This window comes from Xylanibacter ruminicola, from assembly GCF_900107775.1.
GTDB lineage: Bacteria > Bacteroidota > Bacteroidia > Bacteroidales > Bacteroidaceae > Prevotella > Prevotella ruminicola_C.
Window position 1 is genome coordinate 730547 of sequence record NZ_FNRF01000001.1, and the last position, 21291, is coordinate 751837.

The 21291-nt window shown below is 46.3% G+C and carries 17 protein-coding genes and 1 riboswitch; of the genes, 2 read left to right on the forward strand and 15 right to left on the reverse strand.

Features of this window, described 5'->3' with window-relative positions:
• Window positions 1-37 precede the first annotated feature (37 nt).
• From BLU97_RS02730 to BLU97_RS02760, 7 genes are all read right to left on the reverse strand, one after another.
• Window positions 38-1444: an aldo/keto reductase gene (locus BLU97_RS02730; protein WP_074760139.1), complete on the reverse strand. Its 1407-nt coding sequence runs from the start codon at window positions 1442-1444 to the stop codon at window positions 38-40.
• Between the two features lie 13 nt (window positions 1445-1457).
• Window positions 1458-2942, reverse strand: a complete 1485-nt coding sequence (locus BLU97_RS02735; RefSeq protein WP_074760140.1) for a 4Fe-4S binding protein — start codon at window positions 2940-2942, stop codon at window positions 1458-1460.
• A gap of 25 nt (window positions 2943-2967) precedes the next feature.
• Window positions 2968-3696, reverse strand: coding sequence for a twin-arginine translocase subunit TatC (gene tatC / locus BLU97_RS02740; RefSeq protein ID WP_139208721.1), 729 nt, complete (start codon window positions 3694-3696; stop codon window positions 2968-2970).
• A gap of 10 nt (window positions 3697-3706) precedes the next feature.
• Complete coding sequence (locus BLU97_RS02745) at window positions 3707-3892, reverse strand: twin-arginine translocase TatA/TatE family subunit (protein WP_013063539.1); 186 nt, start codon at window positions 3890-3892, stop codon at window positions 3707-3709.
• 82 nt (window positions 3893-3974) lie between these two features.
• The gene (locus BLU97_RS02750; protein ID WP_074760142.1) at window positions 3975-4859 is read right to left on the reverse strand and encodes a ComEA family DNA-binding protein; all 885 of its coding nucleotides are present in this window, start codon (window positions 4857-4859) and stop codon (window positions 3975-3977) included.
• Window positions 4856-6208 carry a sodium-dependent transporter gene (locus BLU97_RS02755; RefSeq protein ID WP_074760143.1) on the reverse strand — a complete coding sequence of 451 codons (1353 nt, stop codon included), beginning with the start codon at window positions 6206-6208 and terminating at the stop codon, window positions 4856-4858. The genes BLU97_RS02750 and BLU97_RS02755 overlap by 4 nt, the downstream gene beginning before the upstream one ends.
• On the reverse strand, window positions 6209-7573 hold the full coding sequence (locus tag BLU97_RS02760; RefSeq protein WP_074760144.1) for a sodium-dependent transporter: 1365 nt from the start codon (window positions 7571-7573) through the stop codon (window positions 6209-6211).
• A 73-nt stretch (window positions 7574-7646) separates the two neighbouring features.
• On the opposite strand from BLU97_RS02760, the gene BLU97_RS02765 reads away from it, so the two are divergent.
• Window positions 7647-8042, forward strand: a complete 396-nt coding sequence (locus tag BLU97_RS02765; RefSeq protein WP_074760145.1) for a VanZ family protein — start codon at window positions 7647-7649, stop codon at window positions 8040-8042.
• Here BLU97_RS02765 and BLU97_RS02770 read toward each other — a convergent pair.
• From BLU97_RS02770 to BLU97_RS02795, 7 genes are all read right to left on the reverse strand, one after another.
• Complete coding sequence (locus tag BLU97_RS02770; RefSeq protein ID WP_074760146.1) at window positions 8014-8502, reverse strand: CYTH domain-containing protein; 489 nt, start codon at window positions 8500-8502, stop codon at window positions 8014-8016. The genes BLU97_RS02765 and BLU97_RS02770 overlap by 29 nt on opposite strands.
• Entirely contained in the window at window positions 8503-8661 is a 159-nt protein-coding gene (locus tag BLU97_RS15915) for a hypothetical protein (protein ID WP_013064297.1), read from the reverse strand.
• 28 nt (window positions 8662-8689) lie between these two features.
• Complete coding sequence (gene prfB, locus BLU97_RS02775) at window positions 8690-9814, reverse strand: peptide chain release factor 2 (protein ID WP_074760147.1); 1125 nt, start codon at window positions 9812-9814, stop codon at window positions 8690-8692.
• Between the two features lie 5 nt (window positions 9815-9819).
• Window positions 9820-11628 carry an AMP-dependent synthetase/ligase gene (locus tag BLU97_RS02780; protein ID WP_074760148.1) on the reverse strand — a complete coding sequence of 603 codons (1809 nt, stop codon included), beginning with the start codon at window positions 11626-11628 and terminating at the stop codon, window positions 9820-9822.
• Window positions 11629-11705: 77 nt separating this feature from the next.
• Entirely contained in the window at window positions 11706-12290 is a 585-nt protein-coding gene (pnuC, locus tag BLU97_RS02785; RefSeq protein WP_074760149.1) for a nicotinamide riboside transporter PnuC, read from the reverse strand.
• A complete protein-coding gene (locus BLU97_RS02790) occupies window positions 12290-14641 on the reverse strand; it encodes a TonB-dependent receptor (protein ID WP_074760150.1) in 2352 nt (783 codons plus the stop codon). The genes pnuC and BLU97_RS02790 overlap by 1 nt, the downstream gene beginning before the upstream one ends.
• 39 nt (window positions 14642-14680) lie before the next feature.
• Window positions 14681-14776: riboswitch (TPP riboswitch) on the reverse strand.
• A 160-nt stretch (window positions 14777-14936) separates the two neighbouring features.
• The gene (locus tag BLU97_RS02795) at window positions 14937-16673 is read right to left on the reverse strand and encodes a Na/Pi cotransporter family protein (protein ID WP_074760151.1); all 1737 of its coding nucleotides are present in this window, start codon (window positions 16671-16673) and stop codon (window positions 14937-14939) included.
• 124 nt (window positions 16674-16797) lie between these two features.
• On the opposite strand from BLU97_RS02795, the gene BLU97_RS02800 reads away from it, so the two are divergent.
• Window positions 16798-18459, forward strand: a complete 1662-nt coding sequence (locus BLU97_RS02800) for a nucleoside kinase (protein WP_074760152.1) — start codon at window positions 16798-16800, stop codon at window positions 18457-18459.
• Here BLU97_RS02800 and polA read toward each other — a convergent pair whose 3' ends face one another.
• Complete coding sequence (gene polA, locus BLU97_RS02805) at window positions 18460-21225, reverse strand: DNA polymerase I (RefSeq protein WP_074760153.1); 2766 nt, start codon at window positions 21223-21225, stop codon at window positions 18460-18462. It abuts the gene before it with no gap.
• Between the last annotated feature and the right edge of the window lie 66 nt (window positions 21226-21291).

The window sequence follows — 21291 nt, forward strand, 5'->3', positions numbered from 1 at the left end:
GATTAAGTGAGCAAAAAACCAAATTTATTTATTCTTTTTATACTTCTGGGCCCTCTGGGTTGCGCTTCAAGCTCTCAATCATTTCATCAATCTTTGCCAGTTCGCGTGGAATGCGAATGCTTTGTGGACAATGAGGCTCGCACTGGCCGCACTGGATGCAATGATCGGGCTGGCGATCGCGAGGTACTACCCTATCCAGCGAAATGAGATACTGGCGACGATGCTTGCGATACTCAGCATCGCCCACACCCATAGGCAGCGAACCCTCGTTCTTACACTTGTTATAGTGTACAAAGATGGCCGGGATATCCACGCCGTAAGGGCAAGGCATGCAGTACTTACAATCGTTGCAAGGAATATTCTCGAGACCTACAATCTTCTGGGCAATATCCTTATCGAGGAATCGCATCTCCTCTTCGGTAAGCGGCTTCAGCGGACAGTACGAGAGCAGGTTATCCTTCAGGTGCTCCATATAGGTCATACCGCTCAATACGGTAAGTACGCCTTCGTTGGTGCCTGCATAGCGGAAAGCCCATGATGCCACGCTGCGCTCTGGGTCGCGACTCTTCAACTCTGTCATCAGATACTGTGGCAGGTTGGCCAATCGGCCTCCTAACAGTGGTTCCATAATGACTGCAGGAATGCCTTTCTTCTGCAGTTTGGCATAAAGGTAGCTGGCATCTACGTTGCTTTTACTAATCTCGTTGGCATAATCCCAATCCAGGTAGTTCAGCTCAATCTGTACAAAGTCCCAATGATACTTCTCATCGAGAGCCAGCACCTCGTCGAACACTTCCTGCTTGCCGTGGAACGAGAATCCCAGGTTACGAATGCGGCCGGCCTCGCGTTCCTTCAGCAGATAGTCCATAATGCCATTATCCACGTAGCGTCCGTTAAACTCCTCCATACTGCCGCCTACGGCGTGCAGCAGATAGTAGTCGATGTAATCAACCTGCAGCTCCTTCATAGAGTTGTGGTACATCTCCTTCGACTTCTCGAAAGACCAGTAGTCGTGGTTGAAGTTAGAGAGTTTGGTGGCCACAAAGTACTCGCTACGTTTGTGGCGGCTCAGGGCGATACCTGTGCAGCGCTCCGACTTTCCCTGACAATATACTGGTGATGTATCGATGTAGTTCAGGCCATGTGCCAAGGCATAATCGATTTGCTTGTTAATCATGTCCTGATCAAACTCATCGCTGTTATCCACCTTTGATGGCAGGCGCATCATACCATAGCCCAGAATAGAAACCTTGTCCTTGTTCTTTGGGTTAACGCGATAGGTCATCTGACCAACAGGTGGTTCAACCTGGTTCCTATATTCTTGTTTTGCCTGACTACCAGCCTTATTGCCACTTTTGCATCCTGCAAGTGTAGCGGCTGTAGCTACTGATCCTGCTCCAAAGAGCTTAAGGAACGCACGGCGTGTTATATTCTTCTTTTCCATAAATCAATCCTCCTTAAATCTTCTTGTGAACTTCGTGTCCCTCAACATAGATAGCTGAGAATGGACGAGCCGGACAAACATACTCGCAGGCACCGCAGCCAATACATGCAGCCTCGTTGATTGCAGGAACCATTGGTGATTCCTCATCGTTCTCATCAAGCGGAACCATCTCGATAGCACCCGAAGGACAGTGGCGTGCACAGTTGCCGCACTCTACCCCATCGGTAATGGGAACACAGTTCTTCTTAATCCAAACAGCATGACCAATCTGGATGGCTGTTTTCTCTTCTTTATCAACCTTCTGGATGGCACCTGCAGGACAAACCTCAGAACAGCGTGTACACTCTGGGCGACAATAGCCGTGCTCGTACGACATGGTGGGCTGCATTAAGTGCATTAAATCGCTGCTAGGACGCAACACCTGGTTAGGGCACTCTGATACACAAAGCTGACAACCTGTGCATCGTGTGGCCAGATTCTGGAACGAAAGCGAACCTGGAGGTGTGAGTGGTGTCTGGCGCTCAGGAGCTACCTTGTCTTCGAGTTCTGCCAGTCCACCATCCATCAGCTTTTCCTTCTTTTTCTGAGCCAGAGCGGCTGTAGATACCAAGGCTGTAGCCAGCAGGAACGAGCGCTTTGAGGTATCGATGGGGTTGGCATCGTTTGCTTTATTTGTCTTTTTTGACGGGCCGGCAGCTGTGTACTTCAGCGCATCAAACTTACAGCTATCGATACAGTTACCACAAACCACGCAACGGGTATAGTCGATACTGTGGGTCTTAAAGTCAATACAGGCTGCCTTGCAATTCTTTGAACAGAGTGAGCAGTTCTTGCACTTATCTTCGTCAAATCGGATTTTAAGCCATGAGAAACGGGCAAAGAACGACAGAATGGTACCTACTGGGCAGATAGTGTTACAATAGGTACGTCCGCCTCGCCAAGCCAAGATGAATATTACTACCAGGGTAACTGCTGCAATCACGAATACAGGCATTGAGCGCATCCATGTATCAACGCTGTAGAAAGCATAGCTATCGGCGCGCTCAGCCAGTTCGGCTAAGATGTTGTTGCCCATCTTCCAAACGGGCTGGAATATCATGGTGGCGATTCGTCCGTAGCTGCTATAAGGAGCTAACAACTGGAATATAGAGCCGATGCCAGCTACACCTGCAATGATAAACACCACAAGTACTGGATAACGCAACCAGCGAACCTCTTTCGAATAGCTGTATTTGTTCTTTTTCCTGTTCAGTCGGGCCAGTATGTCCTGAAATACACCCATTGGACAGATGATGGAGCAGTAAGTGCGGCCACATATAAGTGTAATAAGCAAAAATGCTGCTACCACTGCCACATTAAGCGCCATCACAGCAGGCAAGAACTGAATCTTGGCGCACCATGAAAGCCAATGGTGCAACGTTCCTGTAAAGTCGAGGAACAGCAGGGTGATCAGTACAAACATCACCGCTGCAAGGATGGTTCTGATTTTACGAAGCATAAGTCTATAATATAAGTATTTGTAATTATTCAGTTATTCTTACTATCACAATGCTCAGTTCGTAGAGCAGCCAGATGGGCAATGCTACCACAATGAGCGTAAAGGCATCGGTAGTTGGGGTGATAATCGCTGCTACAACCAGTATCGCTACTACTGCATGCCGGCGTATACTCTGCATCATCGCAGCATTAATCAGTCCCATCTTGCCTAACAGCCAACTTACTACAGGCAGTTCGAACACAATACCCATCACCAGGTTCATCATCAGCAACGTATCCATGTACGATTGCAATGTGAGCATATTTGCTACATCGGGACTAACCTGATAAGTGCCAAGGAACTTGACGGTAAGTGGGAATATCAGCAGATAGTTGAGTGCTGTGCCCAGTATAAACATCAGGTAGCCGCTAAAGCAGAGCAGTGTGGCGTATTTCCTTTCGTTGTCATAGAGCGCTGGCGATACAAAGCGGAAGAGTTGGTAGATGATATAAGGCGAAGCCACCAGAACGCCTGCATAGAAGGCCGTTTTAAGGTGAACCATGAACTGTTCTGTGAGTCCGATGTTCATCAGATGAACACAGAAAGGTTCTACTCCCAATAGTTGGTAGGTGATGAAATCGCTGGAGCGTGGTGCCAGTACGATGGCAAAGAGTTCATCCTTTAAGCAGAAAGCAACCGAAGCTCCAATGACTGTTACCACCAACACTCTGACTATCACCCCACGCAGTTCGTCGAGATGATCCCAGAACGTCATTGTGGGTGTATCACGCATCCTTCTTCTCGTCCTTTTCTACCTCTTCCTTCAAGTCTGTAACCTCGTTCATTCCCTCCTTGAAGCTTTTTACGCCCTTACCCAGGCCACGCATCAGTTCTGGAATCTTCTTGCCGCCAAAGAACAGCAATACTATCAGTGCAATAACCAGTATCTCCTGGAATCCTAATCCAAACATCTTTCAAAAGTTTTTTAGTTTATTTTGCAAATATACAACTTTTCCACGAATCAGCTATCATTCGCTATGATTTATTAACATATCAGTACGCAACATAGGGCGTAAGGCGCTTAATAACCTCGGGTGTAAAGTCTTTAATAAGTCGTAGTTCGTTTAGTGATGTGATGGTGCCATGCAGACGGCGATAATCGGTAATGGCTTTAGCCATATAAAAGTTGATGTATGGATGGCGTCTTAGTTCGTTAAGTGATAATTGGTTGATGTTCAGTTTCTTAGGTGCAGGATTGTTTATCACCAGATATTGCTTGGCTTCTGTCGGGAAATCGTCGATTTCATCGAGTTGTTCTACACTCACGTAGCCTCCTAACCTGTTGCCGTATTGTATAATTCGGCGAGCGTAGTAAGGACCGATACCTGGAATGGTTGTCAGCGCTGTGCTATCGGCAGTATTCAGCACAATATGTTCTGTTGCCTTTATCTTCGTGGGGCGCTGATAGACAACTACTGTATCCTTGGTAGTTTTCGGACTATAGTTGGCCCTCTCCTTAACCAGCGTAGATGCTGACAGGTAATCGCTGGAGATGCGGATGTAAGGCTCCAGTTCGCGATATTGCTTAACGGTTAGTCCATAAAGCTTGGCAAAATCGATAGGCTGGCGATAAATGCCACCCGCAGCGCGATATTTATAGATGTTGCGTACCTGCCAAGGTTGCAATCCTAAACGTAGCAGTTGGGTGCTATCTGCCGTATTAGGGTCGAAGGTGAATCGTTCTACCTTCTTAGGGCTACTGGCATAGTAATAGTTTTTGCGAGCGGCTGAGTGGGGCGAATTCTTTTGTGTGGTGGCTGTCGATGTATCATTTCCACCTGTCAGACATATCATGGTGAATACCGATACGATGACAACTAACAGCGAGAGTATAACTTTACGGTCGGACTTTTGCAGATAAAAGAATTCGCGTATCATATAATATGGAACTGATGCAGGAATATTAATAGGATACAGAGAGGAACAATGAACTTAACAGAGAGCAGATAGGCGCAAAAGAAGGTGGCCTTTAGCGAACCGTTATTTGTAAACTCATTGAGTACCAGTTTACGCTCAACAAACCATCCGATAAGTATGCTGGTAAAAAAGGCGCCAGTGGGTAGCATGATTTGTGCTGTAAGCGAGTCGCAGAAGTCCATCAGCGACATGCCGAATACCTGTATCTGACTGTAGGCTCCTACGGATAACGAGCAGAATATGGCTATCAGTCCACAAACGGTAGTCAGGATCCACGCGGCCTTGTTTCTTGGCAGATGCAACTCTTCGTGGAAGAATGCTGTACCAATCTCGTGCATAGAGATGGTAGATGTTAAGGCTGCAAATACCAGCAAGGCATAAAACAGGATGGCGATAACGAATCCAACGATAGGTATGCCTACAAACGCCTGACGGAACACATTAGGCAGTGTAATGAATATGAGCGATGGACCGCTATCGGGCTGTACGCCAACAGAGAAGGCGGCTGGGAATATCATCAAACCAGCTAAGATGGCTATCATCGAGTCGAGTAAGGCTATTTGAGTGGCTGATTTAACAAGGTTGGTATCTTTCTTAAAGTACGAAGCGTAAGTACACAAGCAAGCTGTACCCAAACTTAACGAGAAGAAAGCCTGACCTAAAGCCTCGAGGAATACATTGCTGCTTACCTTCGAGAAATCTGGCTTTAGCAGGAATTCTATACCTTTCGAAGCACCAGGAAGCAGGCACGACGCAATAACAATGATAACCAGCAGTATGAGCAGAAGCGGCATGAGCAGCTTGGATGCTCGTTCAATACCATCGTTTACGCCTTTTGCCACCACATAGTGTGTAATCAGTATAAAGCCAACGCCCCACAAGCAAGGGCGGATAGGGTCGCTCGAGAAGTTTTTAAAGTATTCGATGATGTAGCTGGTGTCACCAATCAACTTACCGGTTATCGAAGCATACAGGTATTGCAAGCACCAGCCAGCCACAACGGCATAGAAGCCGAGAATGATGGTAGAAGTAAGAATACCCAAGTAGCCAATATACTTGGCGCGCCTGAATCCTACGTTGCCATAAGCTCTGGCAGCGTTGGATTGTGAGTAACGGCCAACTACAAATTCGCTAATCATACCTGGAATGCCTAATATCAGCACACATCCCAGGTAGATAAGTATGAAAGCGGCACCGCCATTCTGACCCGTCATGAATGGGAAGCGCCAGATGTTTCCTAATCCTACGGCCGATCCTGCAGTAGTCAGGATAATGGCCAGTTTGCTGCCAAATGTACCTCTGTTCTCCATTTACAATAGTCCGAATTGGTGAAGGAATATAAACAGTATGCAGATAGGGCACACATACTTTACAAGGAAGATGTAGCTATGAAACAGATGTTCATTGCGCAAGGTGCCCATATTGGTAAACTCATCGCGTACTATCTTATGTGGAACATACCAGCCGATAAAGATACAGGTAAGGAAGCCCACGATAGGCAGGAACAACTGACCAGTTACAAAGTCGAAGAGGTCGAAGATGGTCATGTCGAACAATTTAAAGTCCTGCCAAGGACCGAGCGATAATGAGCAGACGGTACCAACCAGAATGCTGCCGATAGTAACAAACATAGCTGCACGTTTGCGGGTGGTGCCAAGCTCCTCCTCAAGGAATGCTGTGCTTACCTCGTGCAGCGACATGAGTGATGTGAGGGCTGCCATCGAGAGTAAGGTATAAAACAGTACTGAAATAATATATCCTAAGCTTGCAATACTACCAAATGCCTGGTGGAATACGTTAGGCAGCGTGATAAATATGAGCGATGGACCACTATCGGGATTAACTCCAACAGAGAAAGCTGCAGGGAAGATAATCAGTCCGGCTAACAAAGCTACCAAGAAATCGATGGCGCTGATGTTAACTGCCGAAGCTGTGAGATTGGTTTGCTTAGAATAGTAACTGGCATAGGTGCAGATACATCCCATTGCAATGCTCAGCGAGTAGAACGACTGGCCTAAGGCTGCCAGGAATACATCGCTGTTTAGTTTTGAAATATCGGGCTTAAATAAGAACTCGATACCCTTTTCGGCATTTGGCAGCATGCACGATGCTACAACAATGATGAGCAATAGTATAAACAATATGGGCATCATAAGCTTTGATGCCTTCTCAATACCGTTGCGTACACCATTCTCAATAATAATATAGGTGGCCAGCAGAATGATAAACGTCCAGAATACAGGCTTGATAGAATCCTGCGAGAACGTGACGAAATACGATTGTATATAGTCGGGGTTGCCTAATAGTTTGCCTGAAAGCGAGGCCCATACGTACTCGAGGCACCAGCCGGATACCACAGCATAATAGCCGGAGATAAGAAAACCTGTAAGCACGCCCATATAGCCAATGAGCGACCAGATGGTATCGCCCGACATGATGCGGAATGCGCGAGCCGTGTTGGCCTGACCATGACGACCAATAATAAACTCGCTTATCATACATGGAATGCCCAGCAACAGGATACAGAACACATAGATAATAATGAAAATGGCGCCGCCATTCTGTCCTGTCATATACGGGAAGCGCCATATATTGCCTAAGCCCACAGCCGAACCTGCTGTGGCTAAAATAACACCTAATTTACTACCAAAACTTGCCCTTTCAAGTTGTGACATATTCACTTTTCTTTTAATTTGGTTGCAAAAGTATAAATTATTTCTTAATTTTGCACCTAAATTGCAAGTAAATATGAGTTTTTTGTTTCATTTCTTAAGGAAGTACCCCATCTCAATGCTCTTTATCACGTTGATATGGATACTTTCACTTGTTCCCTTTTTTCCAGAGACACCACTCGACAATGTGGAGTTTGCCGATAAATGGGTGCATGTCCTGATGTATGGTTGTACGTTTATCGTAGTATGGATAGAGTATACCTGTAAGCATAAGCAGGCTGATTACGAAAAATTGTTCTTTTGGGCTTGGCTGGCTCCAATCGTTATGAGTGGTGTGTTGGAGCTGTTACAGGAATACTGTACGTTTGGGCATCGCAGTGGCGATTGGCTTGATTTGGCCGCCAATGCTACTGGCGTTACTTCGGCAGTTGTTATCGGAGCGCTTATTTGGTATTTTCGTCCCAAGAAGTAAAGGGCTTTTTAAGCAGACAAGAATTGTAGTATCTGCGATCGCCTGTTACTTCCTCGCCGATGAAATCGGGCTTCTCAAAGGTTTCGTCCTCAGCACCAAGTTCTACCTCGGCCATCACTAAGCCTTCGTTTTCGCCATAGAACTCGTCTACCTCGAAGGTGTGCTTACTGCAAGGCACCAGATAGCGTGTCTTGTCAATCTTGCCAGGTTCGCAGATGTCCATCAGGTGCTGTGCTTCGTCGAGCGAAATCTCCTTTTCGAATTCATAGCGTGCAAGGCCTCCGATATCAGATGGACCTTTAATGGTTAAATATCCGCGGCTATCACGGATACGTACCCTAACGGTACGTCCGCGATCGCTGCAGATATAACCTTGACAAATGCGACTGCTACTGGTAGCCTGTCGCTTGTAGTCGTTGTTTTTTACAAGAAATTTGCGTTCTATTTCCAGTCCGCTCATTTACGATACAATGAAAATAGAGTATACTACAAACAGTACTGCAAGAATAAGTAATGCGCCGAAGATGTACTCCAGCACTTTCTTGCCACCTTCTTCTTGTTTCTTCTGATAAGCCTCCTTCTTCTGGGTAGACTTTGATGATTTTGCAATTTGAGCCATAGTTTTAATGATTTTTATTTGTTATTCGTTATTGTTCGTCGTCGTTAACGGGGAATTCCATCAGGTAGGCCTTGATGAAATCATCGATCTTTCCGTCCATCACACCATCCACATCGGTGGTCTGATAGTTGGTACGATGGTCTTTTACGCGGCGGTCGTCGAACACGTAGCTACGTATCTGACTACCCCACTCTATCTTCTTCTTGCCAGCCTCGATCTTAGCTTGAGCCTCCAAACGCTTCTTCATGGCGCGATCGTAGAGTTGCGACTTAAGCAGCGTCATTGCGCGCTCCTTGTTCTTTGGCTGGTCGCGGGTTTCTGTATTCTCGATGAGGATTTCTTCTTCCTCGCCTGTATCAGGATCGGTATACCAATAGCGCAAACGTACACCTGATTCTACCTTGTTTACGTTCTGACCACCAGCGCCACTACTGCGGAAAGTATCCCAAGAGAGCTTGGCTGGATCTACATATACCTCGATGGTATCATCAACAAGAGGTGATACAAAGACAGACGCAAACGAGGTCATACGCTTACCCTGGGCGTTGAATGGCGATACACGTACCAAGCGGTGAACGCCGTTCTCGCTTTTCAGATAGCCGTAAGCATAATCGCCGCCTTCGAGCTGCATGGTTACACTCTTAATACCAGCCTCATCGCCGTCAAGCAGGTTCGAGATGGTTACCTTATAGCCGTGAGCCTCGGCCCAGCGCATATACATTCGCATCAACATCGAAGCCCAGTCCTGAGCCTCGGTACCACCAGCGCCGCTGTTAATCTTAAGCACAGCTTCCATGGGGTCTTCTTTCTGGCGGAGCATATTCTTCAGCTCCAGATCCTCGATGGCCTTGATGGCTTTAGCATAGGTGTCTTCTACCTCCTCTTCGGTTACCATCTCGTCCTTGAAGAAGTCGAAGGCCAACTGCAGCTCATCGGCCAGGGTGCGAACCTCTTTATAGCCATCCAGCCACTTCTTAATGCCTTTAACCTTCTTCATCTGCTCTTCGGCACGCTTGCGGTCCTCCCAGAAGTCAGGAGCCTGCGTACGAAGATCTTCCTCCTCGTATTCTATCTTCTTCTTGTCTATCTCCAGATAGCGATGCAGGGCATCGGCTCTCTCTAAAATGTCTTTCAGCTGATCCTGAGTAATCATATATCTTATTCTGCGTACATCGCGTCAATTTCCTTCTTGTAGTTCTCGTTCAGTACGCGACGCTTAATTTTTAATGTATTTGTAAGTTCGCCCTTCTCCATGGTGAAGTGGTTTGGCAGCATAGTGAATCGCTTAATCTGCTCGTAGTGAGCCAACGACTGCTGCAGCGTATCAATACGCTCCTTCATCATCTGGTTAATCTGTGGGTCCTTGCAAAGCTGCTCTCTGTTCTCGAATGGAATCTTATGCTCGCGGGCATATTCCTCCAATAAGGCATATACAGGGATAATCAGAGCCGAAACAAACTTACGCTGGTCGGCAATGATGGCAATCTGATCGATATACTTATCAACCAGCAACTTAGATTCAATCATCTGTGGGGCAATATACTTTCCGTTCGAAGTCTTGAAGAGGTCCTTAATACGCTCTTTCAGGAACAGTTCGCCATCCTTCAGATAACCTGAATCGCCTGTCCTAAAGTAACCATCTTCGGTAAAGGCGGTCTTGGTAAGATCCTCGCGGTTATAGTAGCCTCGGGTGATAGTTGGACCTTTCAGCAGAACCTCGCCCTCTTCGCTGATCTTTATATCGATACCCTCGATGGGGATACCAACACCACCAACGGTGTAAGGCTTGCCGAGGTGATTACAGCTAACGGTGGCCAGACTCTCTGTCAAGCCGTAACCAACAATCATGTTAATGCCGATAGAGTGAACAAACTCCTCGACCTTAGGATTAACGGTAGCACCTGCTGTTGGGAAGAAATGGGCATTCTCTAAGCCCAGCTCCTTACGTACCAGCGAGAATACGGTTTTATTCAGGAACTCGTACTCCATGTGCAGGAGCAATGGTGGGCGCTTGCCTTTTGAAATGTAATCGATGTTGTGTTTCTTACCTACAGCTTCGGCGTGGCGGAACAGTTTGCGCTTGGCCATACCCGATTTCTCAATCTGCTCCTGAACACCCATATATACCTTCTCCCAGAAACGGGGAACGGAACTCATACAGGTGGGATGTGTCTCCTTCATCGACTGCTGAACCTCTTGTGGATAGGTGTTTACAATGAGTGTTGCGCCCTCGGTAAGGCACAGAATCTTCCAACCCTTCTCAAAGATGTGGGTGAATGGCAGGAAGTTAAGAACTCTGTCGTTCTCGCCTACGGGTACACACTTATCGTTGGCAATCATAGCGGCATTATACTGACCGCAGGTAAGGATAACACCCTTAGAATCGCCAGTTGTTCCGCTGGTATAAAGGATGTTGGCAATATCGTCCATCGATGCCTGAGCCTGAAGCGACTCAACTTCGGTCTGACGGGGATAGTTCTCGCCTAACTTCAGGAAATCATCGAAATACATCGAGCTGAGGTCGAGTGACGAGATATGTACGTTCTTATCGAATACAATGATACGCTCGAGTGTAGGACAGGTAGCGAAAATCCGACGAGCCTTGTCGTACTGCTCCTGTTCGCCTACAAAGAGGAATCTGATTTTAGCATCGCTAATCATAAACTGGATCTGCTGCTCTGAGCTGGTAGCATAGAATGGGATGGTTACGGCGCGTACTCCCCATGCTCCAAAGTCGCAGAACAGATACTGTACAGAGTTCTGAGAGAAGATTCCCAGATTTTCCTGTACCTTTACACCCAGATTGAGTAAGGCATTAGATACTTTCTTGACCATATCCGAGAACTGATTCCACGAATATGATTTCCACACTGACCCGCCAAAGTCCTTGTAGATCAAAACCTCACGGTCGCCATACTTCTTGGCCTGGTCATGAATTAATCGCGATAAATGACTTTTCGTCTGCATAAGTATTTTGCATTTGTAATTCGCTGCAAAATTACGTAAAATACTGCAGATAGCCAAATTATATGGCAAAAAACCGCTCAAATAGGGCGATTATCTGTCATTCGTTTCCATTTTTTGTAGCCAAAAATGGCAATAACCACATAAAGTGCATAAAGACCGGCCTTGAAAGGTATGTCTTTATAGAAGTAAAGAACACAGGTTACAACGTCGACAGCAATCCAGATGAACCACTGTTCCAGGTACTTATGAGCCAAGGCCCAGATACCTACGATGCTGAGGGCTGTAGTAAAACTGTCGGCGGCAGGAACGTTACTGTTGGTAAAGGTAATCAGCAGCCAATAAATAATGCCCCATATGGCCAAAATAACGGCTAACCAAGGGATTATCAGTCGGCGAGGGAATCGCGTGATAGGCAGCTCTTTTTTCTCGGCCGAACCGTGCACCCATTTCCAATAGCCGTAAACGGTCATCGAAAGATAATAGAACTCCATGCCGCAATCGGCATAGAGTCCTTTTTGATAGTATAGCACAATGCCTAAGGCCTGCATCAGAAATCCAACAAACCAAAGCCATACGCTGGCGCGATACTCGAACAGGATATAGAGCAGTCCGAGTAATGTGGTAGTGATGTCGAGCCAGTGTGCTGAAATAAATTCTGTCATTAGAATCGGAGTGTTACGTTACCCATCATTGTAAAGCCTGCCATAGGAATGAATCCAATCTGATAGTAGCGGTTCTCGTTGGGATGACCGTATTCTTCAACGATGCTTGAATATACCCAGCCATTAGCGGCATAGCGACGATTGAAAATGTTGTTGAAATTCAGACCGAAGATGCACTCCTTGATGGCTTTATTGGGCTTCCAGGTGTAGCTGATGTTAGCGTCAGAGGCAGAATAACAAGGCAGCGAACGATCAGCATTCTCTGTGTTGTCAAGATATTGACGACTGACGAAGTTTGTGTGCCAAACTGCCTGCAAACCATTCCAATGCAGGTTTACAAAACCATTCAGGATGGTTGAGGGCGAGAAGGCAAGTGTAGAGTTGTCGTAGTGGATAGTGCGGAAGTCGTCTTCCCAATTTACGCTGGCCACCTCATCGAAATCTTTAATCTTATTCTTGCTTAAAGCGGCATTACCCTCAATAGTGAGCCATGAGAAAGGATCAACACCAGCCTGGATTTCGATACCCATGCGGTATGAATCCTTGATGTTTGTGGTAACTTTTTCGCCTATTTCTGTCTCCTGACCTGTCTGGACAAACTGGTTGTTGTAATCCATATAGTATCCGTTGATACCAAAGCGGAATATGTCGTTATTGAAGGTATAGCCCAGTTCGTAGTCAAAAAGACTCTCAGCCTTTGGGTATGGGTAATTGAAGTTGTCTGTAAAGTTATTTCGCTCAGGCTCACGATGACTCAAGGCAACCGAACCATATACGCGATGATTGTTAAGATTCCATGAGAAACCTGCCTTTGGGTTAAGGAAGTGATAGCTCTCGTCGATGTTCAGCATCTGATTGTAGTATCCGCTGTTTTCTGAGTAGAACTTATCGTTCTTACCATTAGTTTCATACTGAACATAGCGATACTGCAGGTCGCCGAAGATATCCCACTGCTCGTTGATGTGGTAAGCAGCCTTTACAAAGGTGCTACCATCAAACTTGGTGGCATCAGAATCGTAGTATTTGTAGTCGCCATTAGACATGTACTTCTTTCGTACATCATCGTTGGCAATATAGGTAACATAACCAAAGTGATTGCCGTCGAACTCCTGGAGCGACATACCCCCTATTACATCCCACGAATCATTCTTATAGTTGGCATTCCAGATAAAGCCGTAGGTGTTCTGCGACAGACCTTTTTTGCGTACAAAGTCGCTCTTCTTAACACCATCGTATGTCATGCCAAACTTCTTGAGTTTATAGTTATAGCGGAATTCGTTGTAATAGCCATAACCGTGGGTGTAGTGCAGCGAACCTGAAATACTCCAGTTGTCGTTGATATCGTAAGCGGCTGAGAGGATGTTGTGGTTCTGCCAGAAGTTATCTGTGGTTTTGTCCCAATAGCTACCGTCGTTCATCTGATAGCGGGCTGTGGGATAGTTGCCGTTGGCATCTTTATCGTAGCTGGTCAGGTATTCATAGAGTGAGTTATACTTGCCAAGTCCTGCGTTCCACATGTCCTTATAAGTCTTGATACCAGAGTTGATACCATAGGTGCCATCCATCAGGCTCATATCGTTGTCGCCTGCTGTTACGCCGTTCCAAGCCTGACCGGTTTTTTCAAAGTTACCGATGTTCTTATAGCGAATCTGGAACTTGTTGCCAATCCAGGTTAGTCCGCCATAGTAAGAACCGCTGCGTCCACTGGTTCCGTGAATAAATCCATCAGTATTGGTTTCGTGGTAAGCACCATCAAAAATCAGGTGGTTCCACAGCAAACCTGTTGAGAACTTTCCACCTACATTGAAGGTGTTAAACGAGCCATATGATACCGAAACCTCTCCCCCAGCCTTCTGATTTGGAATGGCTGATGCGAGTGCTACAGTTCCGCCAAAGGCGCCATCGCCGTTGGTTGATGTGCCTACGCCGCGCTGAATCTGTACACTACCTAACAGCGAACCGTAAGAGTTCATGTTTGCCCAGAAAACACACTGATCTTCAGGCGAATTCAGGGGTACGCCATCCAGTGTTACGTTGATACGCGAATCGCCTGCACCGCGAATGCGCATATAAGTAGTACCTGTGCCCAGTCCGTTCTCGCTCCAAGCCAGTACACCCGGAGTCTGCGAAAAGAGGAAAGGTAATTCTTTTCCTGTGTTCGAGAAAGCGTTAAGCTCCTTTTTCTTGATGTTTGCTACTGCAAATGGTGCATTTTTCTGTGTCCTGACACCTTTTACAACAATTTCGTTCAGCGCTTCTACTTGTGTAGAATCGTAGAGGGCTGCTTTACGCTGTGCGTTTGCGCCTGCTGCACACACTAATGCAGCCATTCCTAAAACAAATCTTTTCATACTACAATAGTACCAATAATTAATAATGTTAAGGGGGTGTTTATTGTCTGCTATCCATCCCTACGCTGGCATAATCCAGATCAGGTTAGAGGGTATCATCTCAGCCTACACTCGTAGGCACCCCTTGATAATTGGTTGCAAAGGTAATGATATTTTCTATAATAGCCATACTTTTATGGCATATTTTTATGTTTTACCAGTTGGAAAGGATGGTTTTCTCATAAAGAAACTGCCAGTTCCCGCCTGAGGAACTGACAGTTTCTGCCTTTGAAACCAATCGTTATCGGATTGTTGTTTATCTAAGACCCATTCTTGCCTCAACTACGTTAACTACATAGTCGCCCAGCTTCTCACACTCGTTAATCAGGTCCATATAAATGGTACCAACGGCGTAAGTGTACTCGCGGTTGTTAACATCGTTGATGTTCTGCGACTTGAGCTGGTCGCGGAAGTTATTGATTTCGTGCTCGATATTGAAAGTGCGGTTTACATCGAACGACTCCTTGCGGCCCATCATCAGTCGGTTCATCTGTGAGAGCGACTGATCGGTGAGCTCCATCATCTGATGGATGTGGTCGTACTGCTTCTCGTTAAAGTGATCCTGTTTGCCGTTGTACTTTCTCGAAATGGTACGAGCCATGTTGAAACAAGCATCTCCAATACTCTCTAACTCGCTGATTTCGCGTAACATAGCACGAATCTTAGCCTTTGAGTCGTCTGACAGGTGAGCGTCGCTCACGGAGTTAAGATAGTTGGCAATCTCAATCTCCATATTATCGCTGATGCCTTCGTATTTCTCGATGCGGGTGTAAAGCTTGTTAAACTCAGAGTCGCGATTATCCTTCTTATTGCTTGAGCTTGACGAGAGTGTGAGCAGTTCGCGAACCATATTAAACATACGCTGCATACGATCCGAGAACGACTGGATTTCCTTCTGTGCCTCGAGCACCGAAAGCTCTGGGGTTTTCATGAAGCCGGCAGTAATAAAGTGCAAGCGGAAGTCCTCTTCCTCGTCAACCTTCTTAGGCTTGATAACCCAGCATACAAAGCGCTCAATCTGTGGGATAAACCAAATAAGAATAAAGGTGTTAGCCACATTAAAGCAGGTATGGAAGGCTGCCAGTACAAAGCTCAGTTTGGCGGCGTTAGCCAGGAATACGCTTGTTGTAACGGCATCTTTAGTCATGTTTACATCGTAGCCCACCATGCCGCAAACGGCATCGATGAACGGGCGGAACACAAACAGAATCCAAACCACACCAAACACGTTGAAGAACATGTGGGCGAGGGCGGCTCTACGGGCCTGAGTATTGGCCGATAGGGCAGCAAGGTTTGATGTAATGGTGGTTCCGATATTCTCACCCATAACTAATGCAATACCCTGATAGATAGGCAGAGCGCCACTAGAACAGAGAATCATGGTGATGGCCATAACTGCTGCCGACGACTGTACGCAGAAGGTAAGTACGCCGCCTAAGAACAGGAATATCAGCGTGGTGAAGAACGAATCTGGATCGAACGACGCAAAGAAGTCGAGTAGGGCCTGGTTTTCGCCCAGGTGCATCTCTGTGCCCGTCATTCTCAGCGTACCCAGTCCCATCAGCAGGAACGATAGTCCGAACAGAAAATCGCCGATATAGCGGTATCTCTTCTGATAAATCAGTATGATGCCTAGGAAGAATGCCGGATAAACAGCGCTGGTAATATCGAACGACATACCGGCCGACATAATCCAGGCGGTAAGGGTGGTTCCGATGTTGGCACCCATGATAACCGAAATTGCTTGTGCCAAGGTTAACAAGCCCGCATTAACAAACGAAACAGTCATCACAGTGGTGGCTGTTGATGACTGTACTGAAGCTGTAACAAGCATACCTGTAAGCATGCCGGTAAAGCGATTGGTTGTCATCGCACCTAACACATGGCGTAATTGTGGACCCGCCATCTTCTGCAATGCCTCACTCATCGACTTCATACCGAACATCAACAGCGCAAGCGATCCCAGAAGTTTGAAAATAATCCAGATTGACATAAAAATCGTATCTATATTTAGTAATTCGGGGACAAAGATAAAAAAAAACTTTGAAATGTAAGTTAAGATTTAAGAAAAATGTTATCTTTGCAGACAAAATAATTAAAAACTCAATTTAAGGCTTATGGAGAAGTTAGTAAAAATACATATTGTAAATAACGATAAAGAGGTAGAGGTGCCAGTAGGTTCTACTATCGAAGATGTATATGCTTTGTCGGGTGTTGAGATCGAGCACGGTCCCATCTCGGCACATGTAAATAATAAGGTAGAGGGTATGCACTACCGCTTGTACAAGCAGAAACAGGTAGAGTTTCTGGATATCTGCTCGTCGAGTGGTTCGCGTGCTTATACTCGCAGTTTGTTCTTTGTGCTTTGCAAGGCTGTGCACGATTTGTTTACGCCCTGTAAGGTGTCTATTGATATCCCTGTATCAAATGGCTATTTTGTAAACCTGTCAATCGGTCGTCCAATCTCGCTGGATGATGTGGGTGCCATCCGTCGTCGTATGCAGGAAATCATCGATGCCGCTTTGCCCATTCATCGTTACGAAACCACTACCGAAGAGGCTATCAGGATGTTCGACATTCTGCATAACCGTTCGAAGGTAAAGCTTTTGAAATCAACAGGTCGACTGTATACAACTTATTATGAGATAGATGGTTACATAGATTACTACTATGGTGCTTTGCTCACGAACACCAAGCAGCTTTACTTGTTTGGACTTGAGAAATATTTTGATGGTTTGCTGTTGCGTTTGCCATCGCGCGAGCATCCTAACGAGTTGGGTGAGATGTTGCATCAGGATAAGATGTTCGGCATCTTTAAGGAGCACCATCAGTGGCAGGATATCTTAGGTTTGCGCACCATCGGCGACCTGAACGAGACTATCATGAATGGCCATTCGTCGGAGCTCATACAGATTAGCGAGGCGCTGCAGGAAAAGAAGATTGCTAATATTGCCGACGAGATTGCCCAGCGTAAGGGCGTAAAACTTGTGCTGATAGCTGGTCCTTCGTCGTCTGGTAAAACCACAACCTGTAAGCGTCTTAGCGTGCAGTTGGCCGTAAATGGTATCCATCCCGTTGGTATATCGCTGGATGATTATTTCCTCGACCGCGAGCAAACGCCAAAAGATGATAAGGGCGATTACGATTTTGAGCACTTGCATGCCTTGAATCTGCCGTTGCTTAACGAGCAGCTTTCGGCATTGTTCAGAGGCGAGGAGGTAGAGTTGCCTCGCTATAACTTCCAGAAGGGAAAGAGCGAGTGGAGTGGTAAGAAACTGCAGTTGAAAGGTAACGAAGTGCTGGTGGTAGAAGGTATCCATGCCTTGAATCCAGAGTTGACTTCGGAGATTCCCAACGATCAGATTTTCCGTGTCTATGCTTCGGCCCTTACTACCATTCTGCTCGATAATCACAACTATATCCCAACTACCGATAACCGCCTGCTGCGCCGTATTATCCGCGACTACAAGTATCGTGGTGTGAGTGCTCAGGAGAGCATTCGCAGATGGCCAAGTGTTAGGGCGGGGGAGAACAAGTGGATTTTCCCGTTCCAGGAGAATGCCGATGCGATGTTTAACACCGCTATGCTGTTCGAGTTGGCTGTTATTAAGAGTCAGGCTGAGCCGCTGTTAGAGCAGGTTCCAGAAAATTCGAAGGAACATGCAGAGGCTTATCGCCTGCTGAAGTTCCTTCGCTATATCCGTCCCATACCTGAGACTCAGATTCCACCAACGTCGCTGCTTCGCGAGTTCCTTGGCGGATCATCGTTTAATTACTAATTAGTGCGCCTCGAGCCAGTTCTTGCCAAAGCCGGAATCGGCTATCAGGGGTACGCTTAAATTCAGGGCATTCTGCATCTCTTGGAGCACGATGCCCTCTACTTTTTCCTTCTCGTCGGAATATACCGAGAAGTTCAATTCGTCGTGTACCTGCAGAATCATTTTAGAGCGTATTCCTTCGGCTTTAAAGCGGTTGTAGATGCGAATCATGGCCACCTTGATGATATCGGCAGCTGTGCCCTGAATAGGGGCGTTGATGGCGTTTCGCTCAGCAAAGCCGCGAACGGTAGCATTGTGGCTGTTGATATCTGGAAGATAGCGGCGACGACCGAATAGGGTAGTAACGTAACCCTTCTCGCGAGCCACTTCTTTAGATTTTTCCATATAATCGTGTACCTGTGGGAAGGTGTCGAAGTAGCCGTCTATCAGCATCTTAGCTTCGTCGCGAGGGATATCCAGACGCTCAGCAAGTCCAAATACGGTTATACCGTAGATGATACCGAAGTTGGCGCGTTTCGATTTGGTTCGTTCGTCGCGTGTAACCTCTTCGATGGGCTTTTTGTATATATTGGCAGCTGTGGCGGCATGCAAATCCTTACCCTCGCTAAACACTTTTATCATCTCTGCGTCCTGCGAGAGATGAGCCATAACGCGCAGCTCAATCTGACTATAGTCGGCTGAAAAGAACAGACAACCTGGTTCTGGAATGAATGCCTTTCGGATTTCCTTGCCATCCTCACCACGAATGGGGATATTCTGTAGGTTGGGATCGGACGATGACAAGCGACCGGTAGCGGTAATCGTTTGATTAAACGAGGTGTGGATATGACCGGTTTTGGGGTTAATAAGCTTAGGTAGGGCATCGATGTAGGTGCCTATCAGCTTCTTTAACCCTCTGTGTTCCAATATGTCTGCAACTATCTCATGCTTATTTCGCAGCTGCTGCAATACTTCTTCCGAAGTAACATACTGTCCTGTCTTAGTTTTCTTGGCTTTCTCTACAATCTTAAGTTTGTCGAAGAGTATCTCACCAACTTGCTTTGGCGATGCGATGTTAAACTGTTCGCCTGCCAGCTCGTAGATACGAGCTTCGATTTCGTTCATGCGGTTGGTGAATTGTTTTGACGTTTCGGCCAGAGATGCTGTGTCCAAACAAACACCATTCAACTCCATTTCTGCCAGTACAGGCATTAGTGGCATCTCTATATTATAGAATAGGTCTTCGCACTCGGCCTTCTTCAACTCTGCTTCCAGTTTGTTCTTCAGTCGGAGTGTGATATCAGCATCCTCGGCGGCATATTCGTAAACCTGTGAGGGTGGGAGAGAGCGCATCGATTTCTGGTTCTTGCCTTTTGGGCCGATGAGTTCTTCGATGTGGATGGTTTGATAGTTCAGATAGATCTCAGCCATGTAGTCCATGTTATGATGCAGTTCGGGTTGGATGAGATAGTGGGCTATCATCGTGTCCCACATTTTTCCTTTCAGTTCGATGCCGTAATTTCTGAGCACCTCAAGGTCGTACTTCAAATTTTGACCAATTTTTAAAATTTCGGGGTTCTCGTATGCGGGTTTGAAGATATTAACAATTTGCAACGCTTCTTCACGATTGGCTGGAACGGGTACGTAAAACGCCTCGAATTCCTTTACGGCGAAGCTCAAACCTACCAATTCTGCGTCGATAGCGCTGGTTGAAGTGGTCTCCGTGTCTAGACTGAGAATTTTGTTTGTCAAGAAATAATCACAAAGTTTCTTCAAATCCTCCTGATTTTCAACGAGTTTGTAGTTATGAGGCGTAGTTTTTAGCGTCTCAAAACTCGTGTTTTCGTTCACAGCTTGCCCGTCGGTCGCAAATTCTGCAAAGAGATCGAGTTGCTGATTTACGACTTTTTGCGGTTTTTGACTTTTTTTAAGAACTCTGTCTGCAAAGCTCTTCATCTCCAGTTCTGTGAGCAATTTGCCCAATTCGTCCTCGTTTGGTTCCACGAGTTTCAAATTTTCCATATCGAGCTCGATGGGTACATCGGTTTTGATGGTTGCCAGGAAGTAGCTCATCTTGATGTCTTCAACATGTTGCTCCACTTTTTCGCGAAGTTTACCTTTTATTTCTGAAGAACGAGCCAGCAACTGTTCGATGCTTCCGAACTCGTCGATGAGTTTAGCGGCAGTTTTCTCGCCAACACCAGGACAGCCCGGGAAGTTATCGGCCGAGTCGCCCATCAGCGCCAGCAAATCAATCACCGCCATAGGCGAGGGGATGTTATATTTCTCGCAAACCTCCTTTGGTCCCATTGTTTCATAACCGCCTCCATGACGCGGACGGTAAATGAATACATTGTCGCGTACCAGCTGTCCGTAGTCCTTATCGGGTGTCAGCATATAGGTTTCAACACTGATGGAACCGGCTTTTTCGGCCAAAGTACCTATAACATCATCGGCTTCGAAGCCATCTACTTGCAGGATGGGTATGCGGTATGCTTTAAGCAGATCTTTAATGATAGGAACTGCCTTTCGGATATCTTCGGGTGTTTCTTCGCGCTGGGCTTTGTAGGCAGGGAAAGCCTCGCTGCGGAACGTAGGACCATGGGGGTCGAATGCTACGCCGATATGGGTAGGTTTCTCTTTGGTGAGCACCTCGTTCAGCGTGTTCAGGAATCCCATAATGGCACTCGTGTTCAAGCCCTTCGAGTTGATTCGCGGGTTTTTGATAAACGCATAATAGCTGCGATAAATGAGCGCGTAAGCGTCTAAAAGGAACAATTTCTGCATAACTTTCTTAATTTTCGCCTCAAAATTACCAAATTATTTTTTAATAACGGAATTATTTGTTATTTT